Annotated in this window: 20 protein-coding genes and 1 other RNA gene; 9 read left to right on the top strand and 12 right to left on the bottom strand. The window is 68.7% G+C overall.

Annotated features, from left to right (window positions below):
* The first annotated feature begins 49 nt into the window (after positions 1 to 49).
* Positions 50 to 1,030: a DNA polymerase domain-containing protein gene (locus KXD97_RS16930; RefSeq protein WP_260751193.1), complete on the top strand. Its 981-nt coding sequence runs from the start codon at positions 50 to 52 to the stop codon at positions 1,028 to 1,030.
* Here the strand turns inward: KXD97_RS16930 and KXD97_RS16925 are convergent.
* The 3 genes from KXD97_RS16925 to KXD97_RS16915 all read right to left on the bottom strand — a co-directional run bounded on the left by KXD97_RS16925 (position 1,027) and on the right by KXD97_RS16915 (position 6,045).
* Positions 1,027 to 1,332: an STAS domain-containing protein gene (locus KXD97_RS16925; protein ID WP_260751192.1), complete on the bottom strand. Its 306-nt coding sequence runs from the start codon at positions 1,330 to 1,332 to the stop codon at positions 1,027 to 1,029. The two genes, KXD97_RS16930 and KXD97_RS16925, sit on opposite strands and share 4 nt — an antisense overlap.
* The gene (locus KXD97_RS16920) at positions 1,332 to 5,498 is read right to left on the bottom strand and encodes a SpoIIE family protein phosphatase (protein ID WP_260751191.1); all 4,167 of its coding nucleotides are present in this window, start codon (positions 5,496 to 5,498) and stop codon (positions 1,332 to 1,334) included. The genes KXD97_RS16925 and KXD97_RS16920 overlap by 1 nt, the downstream gene beginning before the upstream one ends.
* Positions 5,499 to 5,685: 187 nt before the next feature.
* On the bottom strand, positions 5,686 to 6,045 hold the full coding sequence (locus KXD97_RS16915; protein ID WP_260751190.1) for a DUF4242 domain-containing protein: 360 nt from the start codon (positions 6,043 to 6,045) through the stop codon (positions 5,686 to 5,688).
* Between the two features lie 89 nt (positions 6,046 to 6,134).
* Here KXD97_RS16915 and KXD97_RS16910 point away from each other — a divergent pair, with 89 nt between their 5' ends.
* Positions 6,135 to 8,726: an AAA family ATPase gene (locus tag KXD97_RS16910; protein WP_260751189.1), complete on the top strand. Its 2,592-nt coding sequence runs from the start codon at positions 6,135 to 6,137 to the stop codon at positions 8,724 to 8,726.
* Between the two features lie 146 nt (positions 8,727 to 8,872).
* Positions 8,873 to 9,727 carry a class I SAM-dependent methyltransferase gene (locus KXD97_RS16905; protein ID WP_260751188.1) on the top strand — a complete coding sequence of 285 codons (855 nt, stop codon included), beginning with the start codon at positions 8,873 to 8,875 and terminating at the stop codon, positions 9,725 to 9,727.
* 37 nt (positions 9,728 to 9,764) lie between these two features.
* Here the strand turns inward: KXD97_RS16905 and KXD97_RS16900 are convergent, their stop codons facing one another.
* Entirely contained in the window at positions 9,765 to 11,108 is a 1,344-nt protein-coding gene (locus KXD97_RS16900) for an APC family permease (RefSeq protein WP_260751187.1), read from the bottom strand.
* On the bottom strand, positions 11,098 to 11,262 hold the full coding sequence (locus KXD97_RS16895; protein WP_260751186.1) for a hypothetical protein: 165 nt from the start codon (positions 11,260 to 11,262) through the stop codon (positions 11,098 to 11,100). Before KXD97_RS16895 ends, KXD97_RS16900 begins: the two co-directional genes overlap by 11 nt.
* A gap of 33 nt (positions 11,263 to 11,295) precedes the next feature.
* Here KXD97_RS16895 and KXD97_RS16890 point away from each other — a divergent pair, with 33 nt between their 5' ends.
* Both KXD97_RS16890 and KXD97_RS16885 read left to right on the top strand, forming a co-directional pair.
* Positions 11,296 to 12,459: an LLM class flavin-dependent oxidoreductase gene (locus KXD97_RS16890; protein ID WP_260751185.1), complete on the top strand. Its 1,164-nt coding sequence runs from the start codon at positions 11,296 to 11,298 to the stop codon at positions 12,457 to 12,459.
* An 18-nt stretch (positions 12,460 to 12,477) separates the two neighbouring features.
* Entirely contained in the window at positions 12,478 to 13,317 is an 840-nt protein-coding gene (locus KXD97_RS16885) for an aminoglycoside phosphotransferase family protein (RefSeq protein ID WP_260751184.1), read from the top strand.
* 75 nt (positions 13,318 to 13,392) lie between these two features.
* Here KXD97_RS16885 and KXD97_RS16880 read toward each other — a convergent pair whose 3' ends face one another.
* Positions 13,393 to 14,361 carry a DUF2993 domain-containing protein gene (locus KXD97_RS16880; protein ID WP_260751183.1) on the bottom strand — a complete coding sequence of 323 codons (969 nt, stop codon included), beginning with the start codon at positions 14,359 to 14,361 and terminating at the stop codon, positions 13,393 to 13,395.
* Positions 14,362 to 14,397: 36 nt separating this feature from the next.
* On the opposite strand from KXD97_RS16880, the gene KXD97_RS16875 reads away from it, so the two are divergent.
* The 4 genes from KXD97_RS16875 to KXD97_RS16860 all read left to right on the top strand — a co-directional run bounded on the left by KXD97_RS16875 (position 14,398) and on the right by KXD97_RS16860 (position 17,762).
* On the top strand, positions 14,398 to 14,877 hold the full coding sequence (locus tag KXD97_RS16875) for a thioesterase family protein (RefSeq protein ID WP_260751182.1): 480 nt from the start codon (positions 14,398 to 14,400) through the stop codon (positions 14,875 to 14,877).
* An 86-nt stretch (positions 14,878 to 14,963) separates the two neighbouring features.
* Positions 14,964 to 16,007, top strand: coding sequence for a cupin domain-containing protein (locus KXD97_RS16870; protein WP_260751181.1), 1,044 nt, complete (start codon positions 14,964 to 14,966; stop codon positions 16,005 to 16,007).
* A 68-nt stretch (positions 16,008 to 16,075) separates the two neighbouring features.
* The gene (locus KXD97_RS16865; RefSeq protein WP_313901305.1) at positions 16,076 to 16,825 is read left to right on the top strand and encodes a cutinase family protein; all 750 of its coding nucleotides are present in this window, start codon (positions 16,076 to 16,078) and stop codon (positions 16,823 to 16,825) included.
* 34 nt (positions 16,826 to 16,859) lie between these two features.
* Positions 16,860 to 17,762 carry an NYN domain-containing protein gene (locus KXD97_RS16860; RefSeq protein ID WP_260751180.1) on the top strand — a complete coding sequence of 301 codons (903 nt, stop codon included), beginning with the start codon at positions 16,860 to 16,862 and terminating at the stop codon, positions 17,760 to 17,762.
* 46 nt (positions 17,763 to 17,808) lie between these two features.
* On the opposite strand, the gene ssrA is transcribed toward KXD97_RS16860, so the two are convergent.
* The 6 genes from ssrA to ftsE all read right to left on the bottom strand — a co-directional run bounded on the left by ssrA (position 17,809) and on the right by ftsE (position 23,538).
* Positions 17,809 to 18,176, bottom strand: a transfer-messenger RNA (tmRNA) gene (gene ssrA / locus KXD97_RS16855).
* A gap of 68 nt (positions 18,177 to 18,244) precedes the next feature.
* Entirely contained in the window at positions 18,245 to 20,554 is a 2,310-nt protein-coding gene (locus KXD97_RS16850; RefSeq protein WP_260751179.1) for a bifunctional diguanylate cyclase/phosphodiesterase, read from the bottom strand.
* 56 nt (positions 20,555 to 20,610) lie between these two features.
* Positions 20,611 to 21,456 (bottom strand): EamA family transporter, encoded by an 846-nt coding sequence (locus KXD97_RS16845; protein ID WP_396885445.1) that lies wholly within the window; start codon positions 21,454 to 21,456, stop codon positions 20,611 to 20,613.
* Positions 21,453 to 21,950, bottom strand: a complete 498-nt coding sequence (smpB, locus tag KXD97_RS16840; RefSeq protein ID WP_260751178.1) for an SsrA-binding protein SmpB — start codon at positions 21,948 to 21,950, stop codon at positions 21,453 to 21,455. Before smpB ends, KXD97_RS16845 begins: the two co-directional genes overlap by 4 nt.
* 2 nt (positions 21,951 to 21,952) lie before the next feature.
* A complete protein-coding gene (ftsX, locus tag KXD97_RS16835; protein WP_260751177.1) occupies positions 21,953 to 22,849 on the bottom strand; it encodes a permease-like cell division protein FtsX in 897 nt (298 codons plus the stop codon).
* Entirely contained in the window at positions 22,849 to 23,538 is a 690-nt protein-coding gene (gene ftsE, locus KXD97_RS16830) for a cell division ATP-binding protein FtsE (protein WP_260758013.1), read from the bottom strand. Before ftsE ends, ftsX begins: the two co-directional genes overlap by 1 nt.
* Between the last annotated feature and the right edge of the window lie 3 nt (positions 23,539 to 23,541).

Genomic DNA, 23,541 nt, shown 5'->3' with positions numbered 1-23,541 from the left:
GCCGGCGCAGCACGCGATCGGACCGGCACGACCGGCCTAGGCTGGCCGGATGGGCAGCAGCGAGGAGCGTGCCGGCATCGAGCTGACCAATCTGGATCAACCGCTGACCGACGACGCCGGGGCCACCAAGCGCGACCTCGTCGACTACCTGGACGCGGTCGCCGATCACATCGTGCCTGTGCTCGCCGGCAGGCCGTTGACGGTGCTGCGGGCGCTGCGGGGCCGCGCCCCGTTCATGCAGAAGAACGTCCCCAAGTACACCCCGGAATGGCTACGCACGACGTCGATCTGGGCAGAGGCGTCGCAACGTCAGATCCGGTACGCGGTCTGCGACGACCGGCGCACGCTGCTGTGGTTGGCCAATCAGCGCGCCGTCGAATACCACCCGGCGCTGGGGCCGGCCGGCGACATCTACCGCCCCACACATCTGATCCTCGACCTGGACCCGCCGGACGGCGCCGACTTCGCCTCCGTGGTGACCGTCGCCCACCTGGTGCGGCAAGCCCTGACCGACTGCGGACTGGCAGGGGCGGTGAAGACCAGCGGCTCGCGCGGTCTGCACATCTTCGTCCCGATCGACGACAGCGCACCCGTCGACGACGTGGCGGCCGCGACGCGCGCCCTCGCCGCCCGCGCCGAGGCGCTGGACCCGGCCCTCGCCACCACCGCGTTCATCGTCGCCGACCGCGCGGGAAAGGTGTTTGTCGACGCGACCCGCGCGGGCGGCGCCACCGTCGCCGCGGCCTACAGTCCGCGGCTGCGTCCCGGCACACCGGTGTCGTTTCCGGTGGCGTGGTCGGATCTGGATCGGGTGCACCCCCGCGACTTCACGGTGCACACCGCTACCGGGCTCCTCGGCGGCGCCGACCCGTGGACGGCCGAGATGCCCGCGCCGCAACGGCTGCCCGGCGAGCTGATCGAGCACGGCCGGACCATCCCGGTCGCGCGCGTGGCCGCGATGCACGAAGGCAAGCGCCGCGCGGCGCGCCTGCGGGCGCAGTCCGACTCCGGGTCCGAGCAGAACGGCTAACCGTCGGCGGGTTTGACGATCGTCGCCTTGGTCAGGCCGCTGACCGTCAAGACCGGCAGCAGGATGGGGTTGACCACGAGCTCGATGGAGTCCACGTGCTCGAAGAGGACGTTGATGGCGCCGCTGTCGAGGTACTCCACGGCGCTCAGATCGACGAGCAGCCTGCGCCCCTTCCCGTCGACCGCGGCGCCGACGGCCTCGGAGAACGCCGCGATGTTGCTCATGTCCAGCTCGCCGGCGGCCGTCAGCACCACCGAACCGTCCTCCTGACGGTGGGTGTGCAGGGTCAGCGGGGTGGCCATCATGTGATCCTGGCGGTCATGCGGACAGTGGTGCCCGTGGTCTGGGAGTCGATGCTGACATCCTGCATCAAGGCCTCCATCAGTGCGATGCCCCTACCCCGGTGCAGGGCGGGGATCTCGGCAGGCGTCTTCCACGTCCCGGAATCGGTGACGGTCAGGTACACGGTGTCGGGCAGCGCGATGGCGCACAGCCGGACCCGGCCCGGAAGCTCGCGGTGACCGTGCTCGATGGCGTTGGCCAGCGCTTCGCCGACCGCGATCAGCACGTCCAGCGACTGCTCGTGGGACACCCCCACCGCGGACAGCCAGTCCCGCAGCGCGGTGCGGCTGGCGGCCAGTTCCCCGACGTCGGCGGGGAAGTCGAGATCCAGCGGCGCGGGCTGGCGGTAGAGCAGCAGCGCGACGTCGTCGCGGTAGCCGTCGGCGGGTGCCAGCCGGGACATGATCACGTTGGCCAGCTCGTCGAGCGCGGTGGCCCGGTTGTCCTGGACGACGTCCGTCGCGCGGGCGATCCCGTCGTCGATCGATTCCCGTCGGCGTTCGACCAGACCGTCGGTGTAGAGCAGCAGGGTGGACCGCGGCGGCATCGTCTCCCGCTCCTCGGTGCGGTGCGGCGGACTCTTGAGACCGAGCGGGGTCGCGCGGGCTCCTTCCAGCAGCCGGGTCGACCGGTCCGCGGTGACCAGGATTGGTGGCGGGTGACCCGCGCACGAGTACACCAGCTCACCGTTCTGCGGGTCGAGCACCGCGCAGAACGCGGTGGTGCAGCGCGCCCCGGGCAGCCGGGCCGCGAACCGGTCCAACCCTGACAGCGCCGCCGCCGGGCTCGGGTGTTCGAGCAGCAGGGCGCGGCAGGCGCTGCGCAGCTGACCCATGATCGTGGCGGCGGTGAGTCCGTGGCCGACGCAGTCACCGACGATCAGTCCGATGCGGCCGTCATCGAGGTTGACGACGTCGTACCAGTCGCCGCCGACCTGCAGCGGGCTGGTGGCCGGCTGATACCGGACGGCGAAGCCGCTGGACAGCGACGGCCCCAGGATCGCGTGCTGCAGGGCCAGCGCGGTCTCGCGCTGCTGGTCGATCTGATGGACGCGCTGCAGCCCCTGCCCGAGCCGGCCGGCCAGCACCGTGAGCAGCGTGTGATCCTCGGCGGTGAAGCGCCGCCGCTCGAACAGCTCGATGTAGATCACAAGCACGCCCTGCGGATGGCGCAACGCCACGCCGGCGGCGCCGGCGGTCGAGGTGTCCGGGTCGAGCAGCTGGTCGTCACGCAACGCGGTGATCACCGTGCGGGTGTGCGGGGGCAGGTCGTCCCAGCGCGCCGGCTCGCCGACACACACCAGGTGCGGATCCGCCGACTCAAAGTCGCGGTCCCCGGCGTCGGTCCAGGTGACCGCCAGCACCCGTCGAGCGCCCCACACCGCGGCGAACTCCTCGCTGGCGGCCAGCACCGCCTCGTCGAGGGTGTCGGATTGGGCGAGTTGCTCATTGAGCGAGGCCAGCGCGGTCTCGCGCTGCACGATGTAGTGCTCGGCACTGACGTCGCGCAGGGTTCCGACCACGACGTCACGCCCGGTCTCGGGATCCTCGGTGTGGGTGAACGTCATCGCCACCCACAGCCGGTGCCCGTCGCGATGGGTGACGGGCACCGCGCCGATGCTGCCGTGCCGGTCGGTCAGCAAGCTGTTGAAGGCGTCCTGCACGCGCCGGTACGCGTCGGGATCGTGCTCGGCAGACGGCCACCACGGGTACACGGGCCGGTACGGCAGGCCGGCCGAGTCGAAGCCGAGGATGTCGGTGAAGGCCGGGTTGATCTCGATCACCGCACCGTCCTCGTCGCAGACGAAAAAGGCCTCCTGCAACGAATCGACCAGCGCCGACCGCCAACGGGCGTGATATTCACGCAGCCGGGCGAGCTCGACGTTGGTGCGCACCCGCGCGAGCAGCTCGGCGGCCGCGAACGGCTTCACCAGGTAGTCGTCGGCGCCGGCGCGCAGGCCGTCGATCGACGCCTCCTGGCCGGCGCGCGCCGAAAGCAGCAGCACCGGCAGGGCCGCGGTGCGCCGGTCGGCGCGTAGCTCGGCGACCAGTCCTAGCCCGTCGAGGCGGGGCATCATCACATCGCTGATCACGAGATCGGGCGGGCTGGCCCGGATCGCCTCCAGGGCCTTGTGCCCGTCGACGACGGCCTCGACCCGGTATCCGTCCGAGCGCAAGAGCCGGCTCAGATATTCGCGCATGTCGGCGTTGTCGTCGGCGACCAGCACCCGCGCCTGCGCGGCGGCGGTGGCGGCCCCGAACGCCAGTCCCGTTCCGGCTCCGGCCGGCTCGCCCGCGGCGGGTTCACCCATGGCGGGGATCCACCGCAACGCCTCCTCGACGTAGGCGTTGGCGGCTCCCGCACCGCCGCGGGGGTGGCTCGCCGGCGCGATGGCATCGTCGGGTAGATGGGCGGCGCCGATGGGCAAGCGGATCGTGAACGTCGTTCCCCGCCCTTCGACGCTGTCGGCGGCGATCGTGCCGCCGTGCAGCGTGATGAGCTCCTTGACCAGGGCCAGCCCGATGCCGCTGCCCTCGTTGGACCGCGCCTTCGCGTTCTCGATGCGGTGGAAACGTTCGAACAGGCGCGGCATCTCCTCGGCGGGCACACCGGAGCCGGTGTCGGCCACGACCACCACCGCATCGCGCCCGTCTCTGCGCACCAGCACCGTCACACGTCCGTCGAAGGTGAACTTCAGCGCGTTCGACAGCAGGTTGAAGATCACCTTCTCCCACATGTCGCGATCGAGGTACACCGGCTCGTCGAGCGGTTCGCAGTCGACCTCGAAGACCAGGCCGGCGCGCTCCATCGCCGAACGGAACACGCTGGCCAGCTCGGCGGTCAGGGCGCCGAGGTCGACCGGTTGATAGAGCGCCTGGGTGCGACCCGCCTCGATCCGGGAGAAGTCCAACAGCGCGTTCACCAGCTTGGCGAGCCGTAATCCGTTGCGCCACACCACATCCAACTCTTGCCGGGTCTCCTCGTCGACACCGTCGGCCCGGCGCAGTTCCGAAACGGGGTCCAGGATCAGCGTCAGTGGGGTCCGGAACTCGTGGCTGATGTTGGAGAAGAAGGCGGTCTTGGCGCGGTCCAGTTCGGCCAGCTCCTCGGCCCGCCGCTGCTGGGCCCGGTAGCTGCGTGCCAAACCGATGCCGGCGGCGATGTGCGCCGCCACCAGGGTGACGAAGCCGCGGTAGGCCTCGTCCAGGAGCCGGTATCGGTTCAGTCCGGCGACCAGGAAGCCGCTCGGCGAACCGCCCTGATGCAACAGCGGCACCAGCAGGGCCTGGACCGGGGGTTTGCGCCAGTCCCCGGTCGGCAACGACGGGTAGGCGTCCTCGTCGAGGTCGACCAGCACCGATTCCCCCCGGGCCAGGGCGGCGAGCGGCCAGGGCCGATCGGTACCGGCTGCCAGTCGCTCGGGCACCGCGGGATGTCCCGCGGCGATACCGCTGGCGCCGGCCAGCCGTGCCGACCCTTCCTCGTCGAACAGGTAGGTCAGCGTGAAGGGCAGGTCGCGAAGATTCTGATCCAGCTGTCGGTCGACGAAGCGCAGGATCTCCTCCTCGGCGCGCACCAAGCTGGGGTCGGATCCGAGGTCGCGCAGCGTCGCCATTCGGCGCTCGCCGATCACCCGCACGGTGTCCTCGCTGACGACGCACAGCATGCCGACCACCCGGCCCTCGTCGTCGCGCAGCGGGCTGTAGGAGAACGTGTGGTAGGTCTCCTCGGTGTAGCCGGACCGCTGCAGGAACAACAGCAGCGCTGTGTCCCACGTCGCTTCGCCGGTCGAGAGCACCTTTTCGATGCGCGGACCGATGTCCTCCCAGATCTCGGCCCACACCTCGCGGGCGGGCCGGCCCAGTGCCCACGGGTACTTCCGGCCGAGGGTGTCGCGCCGGTAGGCGTCGTTGCAGAAGAACGTCAGGTCAGGTCCCCACGCCATCCACATCGGGAACCGCGACGTCAGCAGGATGCTCACCGCGGTCAACAAGCTCTGCGGCCACCGGTCCGGCGGACCGAGCGGCGTCGCCGCCCAATCGACCCGGGCGTGATCGCGGCCGACTTCCCCACCGTCGGCGAAAACGCTTGCCGGAGAGGGCCCGTCGGGCTGAGCGCCGCTCATCGCAGACCAGCGCTCAAAGTCCGGGCGTCCGCCGCCACGCCGCTGCGGCCGCACACGTCCTGCACGCTCTGTTGAGGATTCACGCGTCCGGCAACCTTCACTCGGACGGCTCGGACGAGCGCACGGCACGCGGCATTGCCGCATTATTCCACTGGATCGCCGTCCGCAAACACGTTCGGGGACGCCGTCAGGTGTGGGCGGTCGCGGTCTGGGGGCCGAACTCGTTGGACACCGGCACGACCACGTCGGCCGGGAACCCACCGCGGCGGGCATGCTCGCGAACGGCGTCCTCGTCGTCGGCCTCGTGGATGCAGTACACCTTGTCCCCCGCCACGTAGCTGGTGATCCATCGGTAGGGGACGCCGAGGGACTGCATGGCGGCGTTGGACTTCCGGGCGATCTCGGCGAGCTGCTCCTCGGTGAGCTCCGAGGCGCCGGGGATGTTCCGCTCGATGAGGAACCGTGACATGGTGCCCTCCTGACACTCGATGGATTTGCCCGTATCCAGGCCTGATCCACGGTGCGCCGCCGACGCCGTCCGCGTCATCGGGGAAACCTCCCCACCTGGCGCCGGCAACCGCCCCAGACCGGTCGTTTTCCCTGGTGGGACCGGTCGATTGCGGCTAGCATCGGTCCGTGACGCTCACCGAGCGCGAGCACGAACTCGATCAGCTCGCGGCCCGGGGCGCCGCGGCACGCACCGGGCGCGGAGGCGCGGTGCTGGTGTGCGGCGAATCCGGCGCCGGCAAGACGTCGTTCGTCGAAGCGTTCGTCGCGGATCTGCCCGCCGACACCCGGGTGCTCTGGGGCGCGTGCGACCCGCTGTCCACGCCCCGCCCCCTGGGCCCGCTGCGAGATGTCGCTTCGGGTTTCACCGCCGCGACGCGCAAGCACCTCGCCAACGGCGACCAGCCCTACGACATCTTCGTCGCGGTGTTCGAGGACCTGCATGCGCACCCGTCGGTGCTGGTGCTCGACGACCTGCAATGGGCCGACCAGGGCACGGTCGATCTACTGCGGTTCCTGCTCCGCCGCGCGGCGCAGTCGCATCTGCTCATCGTCGGCATCCTGCGCGACGACGAGGTCAGCGTCACCCACCCGCTGCGCGGCCTGCTCGGCGACGTCGCGCGTTCGCCGCACGGCCTGTCGCTGACACTGCCCGCACTGAGTCCGGCGGCCATCGCGGCGATGGTCGGCGACCGTGACGTCGACCCCGACCGACTGCACCAGATCACCGGCGGGAACGCATTTTTCGTGTGCGAGATGCTCGACCACGACGGGGTCGAGCTGCCCGTCACCGTGCGCGACGCGATCCTGGCCCGCACCGCGAACCTCGACACCGCGGCATGGGATCTGCTGCACCTGCTGACGTGCGCGCCCGGCGCGATCGGAGACCACCTGCTGATCGGGCTCGGCGTGACGTTGCCGGCGCTGCGTGCCCTCGACCAGGCGAAGTTGATCAGGCGCGACGCCCGGGGGGTCGCCTTCCGCCATGACCTGTGCCGGCGGGCCATCTCCGAGGTCATGCCGCCGGGCGCCGAGCCAGGTCTGCACCGCCGTTTCCTCGACGCACTGCGTGAGGCCTGCGACGAGGATCCGGCCGTGCTGACCCACCATGCGCTCGGCGCAGGCGACCGGGCCCTGATCACCGCCGCCGCCGCGCAGGCCGGGCGGACCGCGGCCAGGTCCGGCGCCCACGCCCAGGCGTGCGAGTTCTTCCAGATCGCGTTGGAGCGCGGCGGTCTGCTCGGCGACCGGGCCGAGGCCGAACTGCTCGAACAACTCGCCGACGAGTATTACCTGACCGACCGTCTCGACGACGCGATCGGCGCGTGCCGTCGCGCGATGCGGATCCGAACAGGCATGGACTCCCCCGTCGCGGTCAGCGCCAACCACCACTCACTGGCGGTGTACGAGTGGTACAACGGCAACCGCGCGGCCGCCGACCAACACGTCACCGACGCCATCGCCGTCCTCGATCAGGCTGTTCCACAACAGAATCCGAGCCGGGCATGTCAGCTCGGACACGGCTTCGCCATGCGCGCGTTCCTGGCCGTGCAGTCCAGCCGGGTGGACGCGGCGGCCGAGGCGCTGCGCCGCGCGAGGGAGCTTGCCGCCGAGGCCGGCGACCCCGCGCTTTCTGTGCGCGTGCGCCTCATCGGGTACTACTGCGACATCCTCGCCGGCCGGGTCGCCGTCCGCGACCGGTTGCTGGCCGAACTGGCGGCCGGTCCCCGCCACATCGACGAGACGTACTCGGGCGGCTACACCAACCTGACGTACTTCGACGTCGAACAACGCCGGCTCGATGCCGCGGCTGCACTGCTGGACACCAGCATCCCGCTGATGGTGGAACACGATCTCCCAATCTGCCGGATGGTGCAACTGGGTTCGCGGAGCCGACTGCACCTGCTGGTCGGCGACTGGGACGACGCGCTGGCCGACGCCCAGACCGTGCTCGGCAGTCCGAGCGCCCCGCTGGCGCGGACGTGGCCGCTGCTGATCCGCGGCCTGATCGCTTTACGCCGTGACGGTCACGACGGCGGGGCGATCGACGACGCGTGGGACCTCGCCTGCCGCTTCGGCGAAGTGGTGCGGATGCTGCCGGTCGCGTCGGCGCTGGCCGAACGGATGTGGCTGACCGGTGTGTCCGACGCACGTATCCCGGAATGCCAGGTGTTGATGAATGATTCGAGTACCGAGGGACTGGAGTGGTCTCGCGGCGAGCTGGCGATGTGGTTGAGCCGCATCGGTACACCGGTGTCCGTGACGGGGCGGGTCGCCGAACCGTTCCGGCTCCTGTCGGCCGGCCGGCACGACGAGGCCGCCGAGGCGTTCCACCGCCTGGCGATGCCGTATGACGCGGCGCTGGCGCTCGTCGACTCCGTAGAGCCTGCGGCCGCGCGCCGCGGGCTCGATGTGCTCGACCGGCTGGGCGCGGACGCGGTGGCCGGCAAGGTTCGTGCGGGGCTGCGGGCGGCCGGGGCGGGTACGGTGCCCGGCCCGCGGCGGGCTTCGACACTGTCCAACCCGGCCGGGCTCACCGCCCGACAGGTCGAGGTGCTGCGTCTGCTCGGCGACGGTCTGACCAATGCCGAACTGGCCGAACGGTTGTACCTGTCGATCAAGACCGTCGACCATCATGTCTCGGCGATCCTGACCAAGCTCCAGGTGGCCGGGCGCCGTGACGCGGTGCGCAGGGCGCGGGAGGTCGGCATCCTCACCTGAGGAGGTGGTGTGGTGGTGCGGTGGTGCCGGACGAACAGACGAAAAATGGGTGGTCGCTCCCGATGTCGGCAGGCCGTCGGCCCGCGACCGTTTGGGTAGCCGGTCGGTCAGCGGCCGCGGTACCCACCGACAGATTCGAGGACACCATGACCTCTGCTAACGCCGGCGTGGCGAGCGATCCCGACGCCGATCGTCAACTGAAAGCCAAACATCGTGCGCTGTGGGCATCGGGTGACTATCCCGCCGTAGCCGCGGACCTGATCCCCACCCTGGGCACGCGGCTGGTCGAGGCCTGCGGCATCGGCGCAGGGCAACGAGTGCTCGATGTCGCGGCGGGGTCGGGCAATGCGGCCATCCCGGCCGCTTCGGCCGGCGCCACCGTCGTCGCCTCAGACCTCACCCCGGAACTGTTCGACGCCGGGCGCGCGATCGCCGCCGACCGCGGCGTGCAGCTCGACTGGGTGGAGGCCGACGCCGAGGCTATGCCGTTCGCCGACAACGACTTCGACGTCGTGATGTCCTGCGTGGGCGCGATGTTCGCCCCGCATCATCAGGCGACCGCCGACGAACTGATCCGGGTCACCCGGCCCGGTGGAAACATCGGTCTGATCAACTGGACGCCCGAGGGTTTCATCGGCAATCTGTTCGCCACCATGAAGCCCTATGCTCCCCCGCCGCCGCCCGGGGCGAGCCCGGCACCGTTGTGGGGTAGCGAGGACCACGTCCGGGAGCTGTTCGGCGACAAGGTTTCCGACCTGACCATGCAGCGCCGGACGGTAGTGATGGATCACTGCGCGACGCCGCTGGAGTTCCGCGAGTACTGGAAGTCGCACTACGGCCCCACCATTGCGGCGTACCGGTTCAACGCACAGGATCCCGAACGGTTGGCCGCTCTCGACCGCGATTTCCTGGCCTTCCTGGAGAAGTGGAACGGCTCCACCGACCCGGGCAGCACCGCCTACGAGGCCGAGTACCTCCTGGTGACCGCGACCAAGCGCTGACACGGCGATTGCCACTCCGGTAGCCGATCTGTTGGACTCAGCGGTGTTCCGCGCCGTCGCGTGAACGCGGTCCGGAGAACCGCTCGCTGACGAAGTGCAGCACCACACCGGCCAGCAACAGCAGACCGGCGAGCAACCACACCTTGGCGCTCTGCTGAGTCATCAGAACGATGCACGAGCCGACGCCGAGCACCGGCACGAACGTCGCGGCCCGGAAGTGTTCGTGTTCAACATGATCCCGGCGCAACACCAGCACCGAGACGTTGGCCGCGAGGAACACGAACAGCAGGAGCAGCACCACGGTCTCGGCCAGCGTGGACAGGTCGCCGACCAACGTCAGGAGCATGGACGCCACCGTCGTCGCGATGATCGCGACCCACGGTGTGCGGCGGCGGGGCAGCACCCGGGACAGCACGTGCGGGAGCAGACCTTGCTCGGCCATCCCGAACGCCAGCCGGCTGGACATGATCATGGTCAGCAGCGCCCCATTGGCGACCGCGATCAACGCGATCAGGCTGAACAGCCAGTCCGGCACCCCGACTCCCGACGCCGACACCACGTCGAGCAGCGGGCCCGAGGACTGCGAGAGCTCGTCGGCGGGCAGCGCGATCGCGCTGGCCAGCCCGACGAGTGCATACACCACGCCCGCGGTGATCAGCGCGCCGAACAGTGCGGTCGGGTACACCCTGCGCGGGTTCTTGATCTCCTCGACGACGTTGGCGGAGGTCTCGAAGCCGACGAAGGAGTAGTACGCCAGGATTGCGCCGCCGAGGACGGCCAGGCCGGGTGAAACGCCGTCGGGAAACGCGCCGGCGCGGCTGATGTCGCCGTCGCCACGGCCCAGCATCACCGCCACCACCGCGATCACGATGACCAGACCCGTCAGCTCGATGGCCGTCATCACGACGTTGGTCTTCAGCGATTCGCTGATACCGCGTGCGTTGAGGCAGGCGACCAGGGCCAGGAAGACCAATGCGGCGGGGATCACGGGAACGTCGATGAACGTGGCGAGGTAGTCGCCGGAGAAGGCCAGCGCCAGCCCGGCGGCGCTGGTCACGCCCGCAGCCAGCATGCAGAACCCCACCAGGAAGGAGACGAGCGGTCGTCCGAAGGCTCGCTCGGCGAACACCGCCGCTCCGCCGGCACGCGGATACTTCGTCACCAGCTCGGCATAGGAGCCCGCGGTGAGCAACGCCAGTAGCATCGCGACCGTCAACGGCGCCCACAACACCCCGCCGACCTCGCCGGCCAACTCCCCCATCAGCGCGTAGACGCCGGCACCGAGCACGTCGCCGAGGATGAACAGGAACAGCAGCGGACCAGTGATCTTGCGCGCCAGCTTGGTCGGCGCGACGCTCGCCGCCGCGGTGTCAGACGACATGAATCGGCTCCCCCTTGTCGGTGATGCACCCCCTGACGGGCGTAGAGCCATGTACCCCGAACCGCGACATCGACACCACGACTCGGCCGAGGCGGCTGCCCAGGCAGTACAGCGCCGCATCGGCGAACTCCCAGCGCGGACCGCCGAAAGTCACCTGGGCGACCGCCGCGACCGACAGAATGGCCCGATGCGTTTCGGAAACTTCATGGCCCCGTTCCATCCCGTCGGACAGAACCCCACCCTCGCCCTGGAACGGGACCTCGACCTCATCGTGGCCATGGACCGCCTCGGCTTCCACGAAGCCTGGGTGGGTGAGCACCACTCGGCCGGCTTCGAGATCATCGCCTCCCCCGAGGTGTTCATCGGCGTCGCGGCCGAGCGCACGAGGCACATCAAGCTCGGTACCGGTGTCAGCTCGCTGCCCTACCACCACCCGCTGTTGCTCGCCGACCGCATGGTGCTTCTCGACCATCTGACCAGGGGCCGGGTGATGCTGGGTTGCGGACCCGGTCAGCTCACCTCGGATGCGCACATGCTCGGGATTCCTGCCGACGAGCAGCGGCCCCGGATGGAGCAGTGCCTGGACGCGATCATGCGACTGCTGCGGGGCGAGACCGTCACGATGCACACCGACGGCTTCACACTGCAGGATGCGCGCCTGCAACTGACGCCGTACAGCGAACCGTGTTTCGACGTGGCCGTTGCGGCGTCCTTCTCCCCCACCGGTCCACGCGGGGCCGGCCGGCACGGCGTCGGCATGCTCTCGATCGCGGCCACCGCCAAGCAGGGCATGGATCTGCTGGCCCAGCATTGGAGCACGTGGGAAGAGGTCGCGCGGGAGCACGGGCATGTGGCGGACCGGTCGAAGTGGCGGCTGGTCGGTCCCATGCACCTCGCCGAGACGCGCGAGCAGGCCGAGCGCGACGTCGAGTACGGCATCGCCGCGTTCTCGCAGTACTTCTCGCACATTCTGCCGGCAGGCCCGGTGCAGGGTGACACGCCCGCCGAGATCATCGCGAACAATCACGCGACCGGTTTCGCGGTGATCGGCACACCGGAGGATGCGATCGCCAAGATCGAGGAACTGGTCGAGGCGAGCAACGGCGGCTTCGGTGCGTTCCTGCTTTTCGACCACGACTGGGCGCCTCCCGCGGCGAAGCTGCACAGCTATGAACTGTTCGCGCAGTACGTGATCCCGCACTTCACCGGGCAGCTCGCCGCACCCGCCGCGTCCCGCGACTGGGTCACCGGCAGCGGCCGCACGTTCGTCGACCAGGCCGCCCACGCGATCGGCAAGGCGATCGAGGATCATGCCGCCGAACAGCAGGCCAGGCATTCTGCGGTGAATTGAACTGCCACCACACAACCGATGACTTCACCGTCCCGCGATCTGACCGGCACGCTGCATGAGTGCATGGACCGGTGGAGTCTCAGGCTCGACGGGCCGGTACGCGAAGGCACGGAATCTCTGGTGGCACCGGTCCGCACCGACGGCGATCTTCCCGCCGTGCTGAAGGTCAGGGCGCCGGACGCCCCGAGCGAGCACGAGCATCTCGTGCTGCGCCGCTGGGCGGGGCACGCAGCGGTGCGGCTGCTGCGCGCCGACCCTCCTCGGCGGGCCGTGCTACTGGAGAGGCTGCAACCACAGGCATTGACAGGTCGACCGGACACCGAGGCCTGTGAGGTCGTCGCCGGCCTCTACGCTCGCCTGCACGTGCCGCCGATGCCGCAGTTGCCGTCGCTGCGCGCGCGGGTGGCGCAGTGGATCGAGGTCGCGGGCGGGTTGCCGCGCAGCGCCCCTATTCCGCACCGCCTGGTGGAGCAGGCCACCGTCCTGGGTCGCGAATTGACCGTCGAGACAGACGATTCGGTGGTCCTGCACGGAGATCTGTATTCCGGCAACATTCTCGCCTCCGATCGCGAGCCCTGGCTGGCGATCTCGCCGCAGCCGCTGAACGGGGACCCCCACTACGAGTTGGCCCCGATGCTGTGGCACCGGTGGGACGAGCTGGCTCAGGATGCCCGGGACGGCGTGCGTCGCCGCTTCTACACCCTCGTCGAGGCTGCGGGGCTCGATGAGGACCGCGCCAGGGCCTGGACGCTGATCCGCGTGGTGTGCACCGTCACCCGTGCGCTGATGGGACACCGGCATCAAGCCGCGGATTTCACGACCAGGTATGTGGCGGTCGCCAAGGCGATTCAGGATTGACACCACCGACCGGAAAGATACTCGGACGCCGACCCGTCCCACCTTCTTCACGTTGTTACAGCCGTGAACGATGCGTCACAGCGGAGCGAAGCAGGCGTTGGCGTCTTCCCGCGGAATCGACGCGTCTTGGCTGGAGAACGTCCCGACCACCCCGGCGCCGGTCACCTGCACGCTGTCGGCGTGAATGCCCAGCGGGTAGTTGTCGTTGAGTTTCCTCGTCAGGTCGTCAAGCGCGCCCTGCACCACGTCCTTGGGGAACGGTCCGTCGACCGCGACCACCTCGAGGTTCAGGTCACCTTCTGTGACAACGGGTTTGGCGGTCACCATGGTGGCGCCCGCATCCAGGACGAGGGTCCCGGCGGCCGGGTCGGTGCGGACCCCGGTGATCAACTCACCCACCGCGGGCAGGTTCGCCACCGCGGTGTCCCTGATGCCGTCGGAGCGCCACGTCAGGGTCGCCGACAGGGAGCCGATCGTGCCTTTGGAGTCTGCGGAGTCCTGCAACCGCACGTCTTCGAGGGTGACGTCGGCGGTCATGCCGTCAGCGGACTGCACGCGGTCCCCCGCGGTGTGCACGGAGATGTTGGTGTAGCGCCCGGTGAGGTGCTGCCACAGGAACGGCGGATTCACCCCGTAGGAGATCCTCGCGCCGTCCTCCACCACGCATTCGGCGATGCCGACGAGCACGTCGTCCGCGCGGTGCCGCGCATACAGTTCGGCGCCGGCGAGGCCGCCTGCGAGCGCCGCCACCACGATGACGCCGAGCAGCAGCCCGCTGCGACGGGTGACCCCGGTGCGACGCCGCGGAGCGGGCTCGCCGGCATGTGGTGGCGTCGATTGCGGCGGCACCGGCCGGTCCGGCGGGGGCGCCGCCGGTCGCCGCATCCGCTCGGTGGGCGCGGTGTCGCGCATCGGCGGTCGCAGACGTTCCGTGCGCGCGTCGGGCGCACCGGGACGAGGCAGCCGCCGGGTCACCGGATCAGTCCCCGGGTGGGCCCGACCCCGCCGGTCGGGTGGCCGGGGAGGTTGCGGCGGCGTCGTCACCGGCGCAATTCTGCCGCACGACGCTACGTTGACCGCATGGATTCCGGACCGCCCCCGTTGATCAGCTCGGCGCCGCGACCGCATCCCGCGCGGTTGGACGCCGCCACCTATCCCGTCCACGGCGAGGCGGCGGCCCGGTTCGGTGACATGGACGCCAACGGGCACCTGAACAACGTGGCGCTGGAATCGCTGCACGAGAACACCAGGGCGACGTTCAACCGATGTGTCTACCCCGGGGCCTACGACCTGGCCACCCGGGCGCACCGCCTCGTGACGTCGACGATCGTCGTGCACTACCTGCGCGAGGCGCCGTGGCCGGCGGTGCTGCAGACCGCGATCGGCGTCGGGCATATCGGCCGCACCTCGTTCGTGGCGTCGAGCGCGCTGTTCCTCGACGGCGCCTGCATCAGCCTCTGCGACACGGTGCTGGTGCTGCTCGACGACACCGGCCCGACACCGATCCCGGATGACGTGCGTGCCGGCCTGGAGGCGTCACGGCTTGCAGCCAGCAGGTAGCGAGATCGACCGCCAACCACAATGACACCGGCCTACCTGCCGGGCAGAGTGGACTGCGCCAGCTTCGCCAGCCGAGGGAGACCACCGTGCCGACGTCCATCATCCCCAGCACCCACACCGCCTCCCTGCACGACGGTGAGATCGTCGAGGAGTCCGAGCTGGGCTCCATGCGCCGTGTCACCGCCGACAATCTGCCAATTCTGAACGGGCTGTCGATCAAGCGGGTGCTGCTCAACCCCGGGGCGATGCGCACCCCGCACTGGCACGCCAACGCCGACGAACTCACCTACTGCGTCTCGGGCACGGCGCTGGTGTCGATCCTCGACGACCACAGTCGCTTCGCGACCTTCGTAGTGACCGCCGGTCAGATGTTCCATGCCACATCGGGGTCGCTGCACCACATCGAGAACATCGGCGAGGACGTCGCCGAGTTCATCATCGCCTTCCGCCACGAACGGCCCGAAGATTTCGGCTTCGGCGCCACCCTCGGAGCCTTCTCCGACGCCGTGCTCGGCAACACCTACGACCTGCCTGCCTCCGACATGGCCAGGATCCGGCGCGACACCACCGATCACAAACTCGCCGCGCGCATCGGCGCACCCGACGTGCCCGCCTGCGCGTACTTCAGCGATCCGCACAAGTTCGACATCGAAGCGCAGACCCCGGGCCTGAACTACGTGACGGGAAACGCGCGGTTCGCACGGGACCAGTTCTGGCCGGCACTGAAGAACATGTCGATGTACTCGCTGCGGGTGGCCGAGGACGGGATGCGGGAACCGCACTGGCATCCGGTCACCGCCGAGATGGGTTACGTCAGGCACGGCAACGCCCGTATGACGGTGATGAATCCCGATGGCACACTGGACACTTGGACAATGGGTGCCGGCGACATGTACTTCATCCCACGCGCCTATCCGCACCACATCGAAAACACCGGCCCCGACCAATGGCACTTCCTGATCTTCTTCGATCAGCCGTTCCCGGCCGACATCGGTTACCGCGCATCGGCAAGCGCCTATTCCCGCGAAGTGCTGGCGGCGGCGTTCAACACACACCTCGACGACCTGCCGCGGTTCCCGTTCACCCCCGCCGATCCACTGATCGTGGGCCGCAGCAACCCCGTCGACTGACCGGACACACCGCAGCGTGAGGATGTCTGGGCGTGCCGACGGCCGGCATCTGTGTCACCATACGAACCGTGGGGTTGTCAGATCGTCTCAGTGGTATCGGACGTTCCGCACTCGCCGCGGGGGTCTGCTCATTCGTCACGCTTGTCCTTGCGCCGCAAGCCTTTGCCCAGCCCGCACCGCCCGCGCCGCCTGCTCTGCCGCCGCCTGGATGCCCGGACGTCGAGGTCGTCTTCGCCCGCGGCACCACCGAGGCGCCGGGCCTCGGCGTCATGGGCCAGGCGTTCGTCGACGACCTTGCGGCCCGGGTCGGTGACAAATCGGTCGGGGTGTACGCAGTCGACTATCCGGCCAGTCCTGACTTCCCCACCGCCATCGAGGGCATCACCGACGCCAGCACCCACGTGCAACGGGTGGCGATGGACTGCCCCGACACCAAACTGGTGCTCGCCGGTTACTCGCAGGGTGCGGCGGTGATGGGTTTTGTGACAACGGAATTGATTCCCGATGGCGTCTCGGTGTCGGAGGTTCCGGAGCCGATGCCGCCTGACATCGCCGACCACGTCGCGGCGGTCGCGCTGCTGGGGGCGCCGTCGGAACGGTTCATGGACGCGATCCAGCAGCCGCCGGTGACGATCGGCACGCTGTACGAACCCAAGACCATCGAACTGTGTGTGCCGAACGATTTCGTGTGCTCGACGGGCAACGACATCGGCGCGCATGCCCGCTACATCTCGGACGGTCTGGTGGTGCAGGCCGCCGATTTCGCCGCGAGCAAGCTGGCCGTTGCACAGGCAGAGACCGCGACGTCCGGAAACTGAGACCGTTCGGCCGGCCGTCGGTAAAACTGGGGCCATGACCGAATCCGTTGCCGCCCGCGTCGCGGTGTATCTCGACTTCGACAACATCGTCATCTCGCGGTACGACCAGGTCAACGGCCGCAACTCGTTTCAGAAGGACAAGGCCAAACCGCCCGCCGACGGGCCGGACAGGCTGGCTCGCGCGACCGTCGACGTCGGCGCCCTCATCGACTTCGCCTCGTCTTTCGGGACGCTGGTGCTCACGCGCGCCTACGCCGACTGGTCGGCCGACATCAACGCCGGCTACCGCGGCCAACTGGTCGGTCGCGCGGTCGACCTCGTCCAGTTGTTCCCGGCGGCGGCCTACGGGAAGAACGGTGCCGACATCCGGCTGGCCGTCGACGCGGTCGAGGACATGTTCCGCCTGCCCGACCTGACCCATGTCGTCATCGTCGCCGGCGACTCCGATTACATCGCGCTCGCCCAGCGGTGTAAACGCCTGGGCCGCTATGTCGTCGGCATCGGGGTTGCCGGCTCGTCGAGCCGCATGCTGGCCGCGGCATGCGACGAGTTCGTCACCTACGATGCGCTGCCCGGCATACCCACGCCCGAGCCGGCGGCAGTCGAAACGACGCCGGCACGGCGGAGACGGTCCGGAACTGCCAAGACCTCCGAGGAGCCTGAGACGCCGGATCCGCAGGCGGCGGCCACCGGGCTGCTGACCCGCGCGCTGCGGATCGGGCTGGAGAAGGACGATGTCGACTGGCTGCACAACTCGGCGGTCAAGGCGCAGATGAAACGCATGGATCCCTCGTTCAGTGAGAAGTCGCTGGGCTACCGCTCGTTCAGCGACTTCCTGCGCTCCAGATCCGACGTCGTGGAGCTGGACGAGAGTTCGACGACCAGGATGGTGCGACTGGCCGAGCCCCAGGCCCAGAACCCTGGGGCCCAGAACTAAAGAAAGCCGGACCTGAGACTCGGTGTCTCAGGTCCGGCTGTTCGTCCGGTGGAGCTGCCGGGAATTGAACCCGGGTCCTACGGCATTCCCTCAAGGCTTCTCCGTGCGCAGTTCGCTATGTCTCTACTCGGATCTCCTGATCACGCGAACAAGTCAGGATGACGATCCCAGTCGCTGTTTGATGTCCCCGCGGGTTCCGCGACCGAACCCGTGGGTGGGTCCCTCTAGATGACGCCAGGATCCGGGTCGAGGGCACTCCCGGTCTGACGGATTAGCTTCGCTTAGGCAGCGAGAGCGTAATCGCGCTGATTGGAATCGGCGCTTAATTGGTTACAACGACGCTTACGGTGGTCAGTTGTCTGCACCGGCACGCTTCCCTTGATTCGATGCGCGAAGTCGAAACCGTTCAGCCCCTCGCACACCCGCCGACCTTCGGCGGACACTTCATACTACCGGTGTCTGCAACACCGGCCGCCGGATATTTAATCCGTCTCTGTGCGGTCGCGCACCACGGCGGGCGAGAACTCCCGGTCTCGGCCCTCGACGTACATGTCGACCAGGTCCGCCATCGGCACCGGACGGCCGAACAGGTGTCCTTGAGCCAGCCTGCCGCCGGCGCGGTAGACCATCTCCGACTGCTCGGACGTCTCGATGCCCTCGGCGATCACCTCGAGCCCGAGGTCGCGACACAGTCGGATAACCGAGCGGTACAACGCCAAATCGCGCGCCGGATGGCCTCCCGAGACCAAGCTGCGGTCGAGCTTGACGATCTGCACCGGCAGGCAGTGCAGGTAGGTCAGCGAGTTGAAGCCCGCACCGAAGTCGTCCAGCGCGACCTTGACACCGAGTTCGCTCAGCCGGCTGATCTGCGCAGCCGCCCGGTCGAGGTCGACGATCGGCTCGGTCTCGGTGATCTCCAGCACCAGCCTGTTGCGCGGAATCTTGTGTCGTGTCAACGCCGCACGCACCTGCTGCTCGAAGCCGGGGTTTCCGAGCCGAGCCGCCCCGATGTTGACGTGGATGTCCAGGTCGAGCCCTGTACCCCTGACCTCCTGGCAGGCCAGGTCGAGCACCAGGGCGTCGAGGTCGGAGCCCAGTCCGGCAGCTTCGGCCACTGCGACGAACGTCTCCGGAGAGATGTCGATGCCGTTCGGCGCTGTCCATCTGGCCAGCGCTTCGACCGCCATCGGGCAGCCCTCGGGTAGCCGCACCACCGGCTGATAGACCAGGCGGAACCCGGGCGGGGGTCGGCCGGCGCTGCTGCGCAGCAGCGTCGGGAAGTCGACCATCACCCCCGAGGACGGCTGGTAGACCACGGCGGTGTCCTTGCCCAGCCGCTTTCCGGCGTACATCGAGATGTCCGCCTGCCGCAGCAGATCATCCGAAGTCTGCGGCACTCCGTCGGCTTCCGGCCGCACCAGCCCCATGCTGGCCCTGACCCGCAGCGAGGAGCCGTGTACCGGGAACGGGTCACGCAGCGCGATCCGCAGCCGCTCCGCCACGACCTCTAACTGCTCCGTTTCGCCGTGGATCAGGATGGCGAATTCGTCGCCGCCGATGCGGGCCAGGGTGTCTCCGTCGGACACGCACCGCTTCAACCGTTCCCCGACCGCGCAGAGCAGTTCGTCGCCCGCCGCGTGACCGAAACGGTCGTTGACTTCCTTGAAGTCGTCGATGTCGACGAAGATCAGCACGAAATCGCCGTGTGCCATGGCTTCGTCGAGCCGCCGGGCGAAGAGGATCCGGTTCGGCAGTCCGGTCAGCGCGTCGTGGTGGACCTGATAGGCCAACCCTCGCTGCGCCCAGTACAGCCGTTGGGTCAGCAGATTCTGGGCCCGCAACACGAGGATCTGCCGGACGGTGACCAGGGCGACCATCGCTACTGTCAGCCACACCACCAAGGAGCTCAGCTGCTGCCCGATCAGGACATGGAAGCCGAACATGATCGCGATGCCGAGGAATCCCAGGTAGGGCAGGATCAGCTGGGCCCAGTCGACGCCACGGCCGGTGCCGCTGTCACCGGAATCCGAGGTCTCCAGCATCGCCTGTGCGATGAACACCGGGCCGATGATCAGCCCGATACCGGCCCACAGGTCACCGCCCTCCACACCGACAGAGCGGAGGTAGGCGACCACCCGGTCGGAGGCGGCCATGGTCACCAGGCCGCCGGCCAGCAGCAGATAGTTCTTGCGGTACGGGCGACCAGGCTGGTAGAACATCGCGATCACCACCGCCCACGCCACCAGCAGCAATTCGGCGACCGTGAAGATGACCTCGATCGCCGGCACGCCGGATCGGGGCAGCGACGCGGTTGAGCTGGTGCCGAAGTCGCCCATCACCGCCAGGATCAGGAAGGAGACCCCGGCGATGACGCCGTCGAAGGCGTTGGTGATGAACGGATATCGCAGCGGACTGTCCGGGGGCCCGGTGACCCCGCCGCTGGAGCGGACCAGCAGGATGACCGCGCCCAGTGCGAGCACCGGCAGCGACAGATAGGCCACGCGCGCGATCATCGGCGCGGTACCGGCGCCGCTGCTCCACCACGAGATCTGGCCGAGCACCCAGGCCGCCAGCGCCGCCACGTAGAGCAGCCGCCAGGCCCGTGCCAGTCCGGTCATACGTCGCGCGACGACGAGCCCGCATACCGCGGCGCCCAGCGCGGTGCCAGTCTGCAGTACGAGCTCGCCTCGGCGGGCAGCCTCCTCGCCCCACAGCGCTGCGGCGTTCACCACCGCCAGCAGGGCGACCCCGATGTAGACCGGAAGTCGGATTCGCGACGGGCTGGCTGCCACCCCATCTCCTTCCCAGGGGGCGCCCCGCGGGGGGACGGCACTGAGGTCGACCGTAGCTAATTGGCCGCGATCATCGCGACCGAACCGAGCGCTAGCACCATGCCGAACGCCTGCCATCGGCTTACCCGCTCACGCAGCACCACGATCGCCAGCAGCACCGTCGCGGCCGGGTACAGCGCGATCAACACCCCCGCCAGCGACAACATCGACGACTGGAGTGCCAGCAACGTCGCGACGTTCGCGACGGTGTCGAGCGCACCGGCGAACACCGCCAGCCGCAGCGGCACACCCCGCTCCAGCACCAGGTTCGCGGTCATCGCGGCGGCGATCAGCACCACCGCGGCCGCCGCGAGCCGGCCGAGCACCAACGGCCACAGTTTGGCCTCAGTCGGGACCTGGTCCAAAACGACGAAATTCATCCCGAACGCCACCCCGGACCCGACCGTCAACCAGGCGACCTTCGCGGTGAAGCGGTGCGGCGTGGAGTCCCGGTCCTCGGCGCCGCGGCTGACCAGCACCACTGCGACCAACGCGAGCACCACCCCGACACCGGCGAGAGCGCTGGGCCGCTCTCCGAGAGTGAGGCCCACCAGCACCGGGATCCCGGCGACCAGGACCGCGGTCAGCGGAGACACCACCGCGATCGGGCCCGAGCCCAGCGCCGCGTAGAACCACCACACGCCGAAGGCCTGCACCAGCCCCGCCAACAACCCCCACCACACGGCCGGACCGCTGAGCTGCCCACCCATCGGGATGGCGACCAGCGCCAGCAATACCAGCGCCACCGGATACGAGACGAGGACCACCCGCAGTGCGGCCACCCGCCGCGAGGCGATGCCACCGACGAAATCGCTGACGCCGTAGCCGAACGCGGCGAGCAGCGCGGTGAGGATGCCGGTCAGGACGTGATGCCCTTGACGCGGCGCCCCAGTTCGCGGGTGACCTCACGTTGGGCGTCCCGCCGCGCCATGTCCTGGCGTTTGTCGTGAGCCTGTTTGCCGCGGGCCAGCGCCAGCTCGACCTTGACCTTGCCGCCGGTGAAGTACAGCGACAGCGGCACCAGGGTGAGGTTCCCGTCGCGGATCTTGCCGACCAGGTTGTCGATCTCCCTGCGGTGCAGCAGCAGCTTGCGGTTGCGCCGCGGGGCATGGTTGGTCCAGGTGCCGTGGTGATACTCCGGAATGTGCAGGTTGCGCAGCCAGATCTCGCCGTCGTCGACGGTGGCGAACGCGTCGGCCAGCGACGCCTGACCTTCGCGCAGGCTCTTGACCTCCGTGCCCATCAACGCGATGCCCGCCTCGAAGGTCTCCAGGATCGAATAGTTGTGCCGCGCCTTGCGATTGGTCGCGACGACCTGGTTGTTGCTGTCCTTGACGGCCTTGGTCTTCTTGGCCACCGCTACCGTCGCACGTAGAGCCGCAGTGTGACGTACGCCGTGATACCCGACATGGCGAGACCGAGGAACAGCATCCACGGAGCGCTGTAGTACAGGATGTCGGCATAGTCGACCTTGGCGATCAGGTTCGCTTGGTAGAACTGGTCGAGCGCGTTCTCCAGGAACAGCGCGCGCACCAGGATCAGCCCGACGATCGCGATGACCACACCGATGAACGCGGCGAGCATCGCTTCCACCAGGAACGGCAGCTGGGTATACCAGCGGGTGGCCCCGACCAGTCGCATGATGCCGATCTCGGTGCGCCTGGTGTAGGCCGCGACCTGGACCATGTTCGCGATCAGGAGCACCGCGCCGATCGCCTGCACCAGCGCCACCGCGAATGCCGCGTTACTGATGCCGTCGAGGACCGCGAAGAGCCGGTCGATCAGGTCCTTCTGGTTGAGCACGTTCTGCACTCCGGGCTGACCGCGGATCGCGTCGTCGAAGTCCTCGTGCTGCTCGGGGTCGTCGAGCTTCACCACGAACGACGCCGGGAACGCGTCGCGACCGGCGACGTCCTTGTACTGCGGGAACTTCCGGATCGCGTCGTCGTAGGCCTCGTCGCGGTTGAGGAACCGCACCGAGCGGACGTCGTCGCGGTCCTCGATGGTCTTCCGCAGCGCCTTGCACGGGTCCGCATCACACGTCGGGTCGTTGGCCGACACGTCGTTGGTGAGGAAGACCTGGCTCTCCACCCGGTCCAGATAGATCGCGCGGGACTGATCGGCGAGCCGGACGATCAGCATGCCACCACCGAACAGCCCGATCGAGATCGCGGTGGTGAGGATCATCGCGACCGTCATGGTCACGTTGCGGCGAAGCCCGGTCAGAACTTCGTTGACGAGAAAGCCGAAACGCACTAGCGATCCATTCCGTAGACGCCGCGCTGTTCGTCACGAATCAGCCGGCCGAGTTCGAGTTCGACGACACGTTGGCGCATCGAGTCGACGATGTGGTGGTCGTGGGTGGCCATCACCACCGTCGTGCCCGTGCGGTTGATGCGCTCGAGCAGGTCCATGATGTCCTTGCTGGTTTCCGGGTCGAGGTTGCCGGTGGGCTCGTCGGCGAGCAGCACCAGCGGCCGGTTGACGAACGCCCGCGCGATCGCGACCCGCTGCTGCTCACCTCCCGACAGTTCGGCGGGGAGTCGGTTGGCCTTGCCGGACAGCCCGACCATCTCGAGCACCTCGGGGACCACGCGGTTGATGGTGTCGGCACGCTTGCCGATCACCTCGAGCGCGAAGGCGACGTTCTCGAAGACGGTCTTCTGCTGCAGCAGCCGGAAGTCCTGGAACACGCACCCGATCACCTGCCGCAGACCGGGGATGTGACGTCCGGACAGCTTGTTCACGTGGAACTTCGAGACCCGGATGTCTCCCGAGGACGGGTGGTCCTCGGCGAGCAGCAGCCGCATGAACGTGGATTTGCCCGAACCCGACGGGCCGATGAGAAAGACGAACTCACCCTTGTCGATCTTCACCGACACGTTGTCGAGCGCCGGACGCGCCGACGACTTGTACTGCTTTGACACACGATCGAGGGTGATCATCAC

Source organism: Mycobacterium sp. SMC-8 (assembly GCF_025263565.1).
GTDB lineage: Bacteria > Actinomycetota > Actinomycetes > Mycobacteriales > Mycobacteriaceae > Mycobacterium.
Note: the sequence above shows the minus strand (reverse complement) of the source record. Positions and strands in the feature narration are given on the sequence as shown.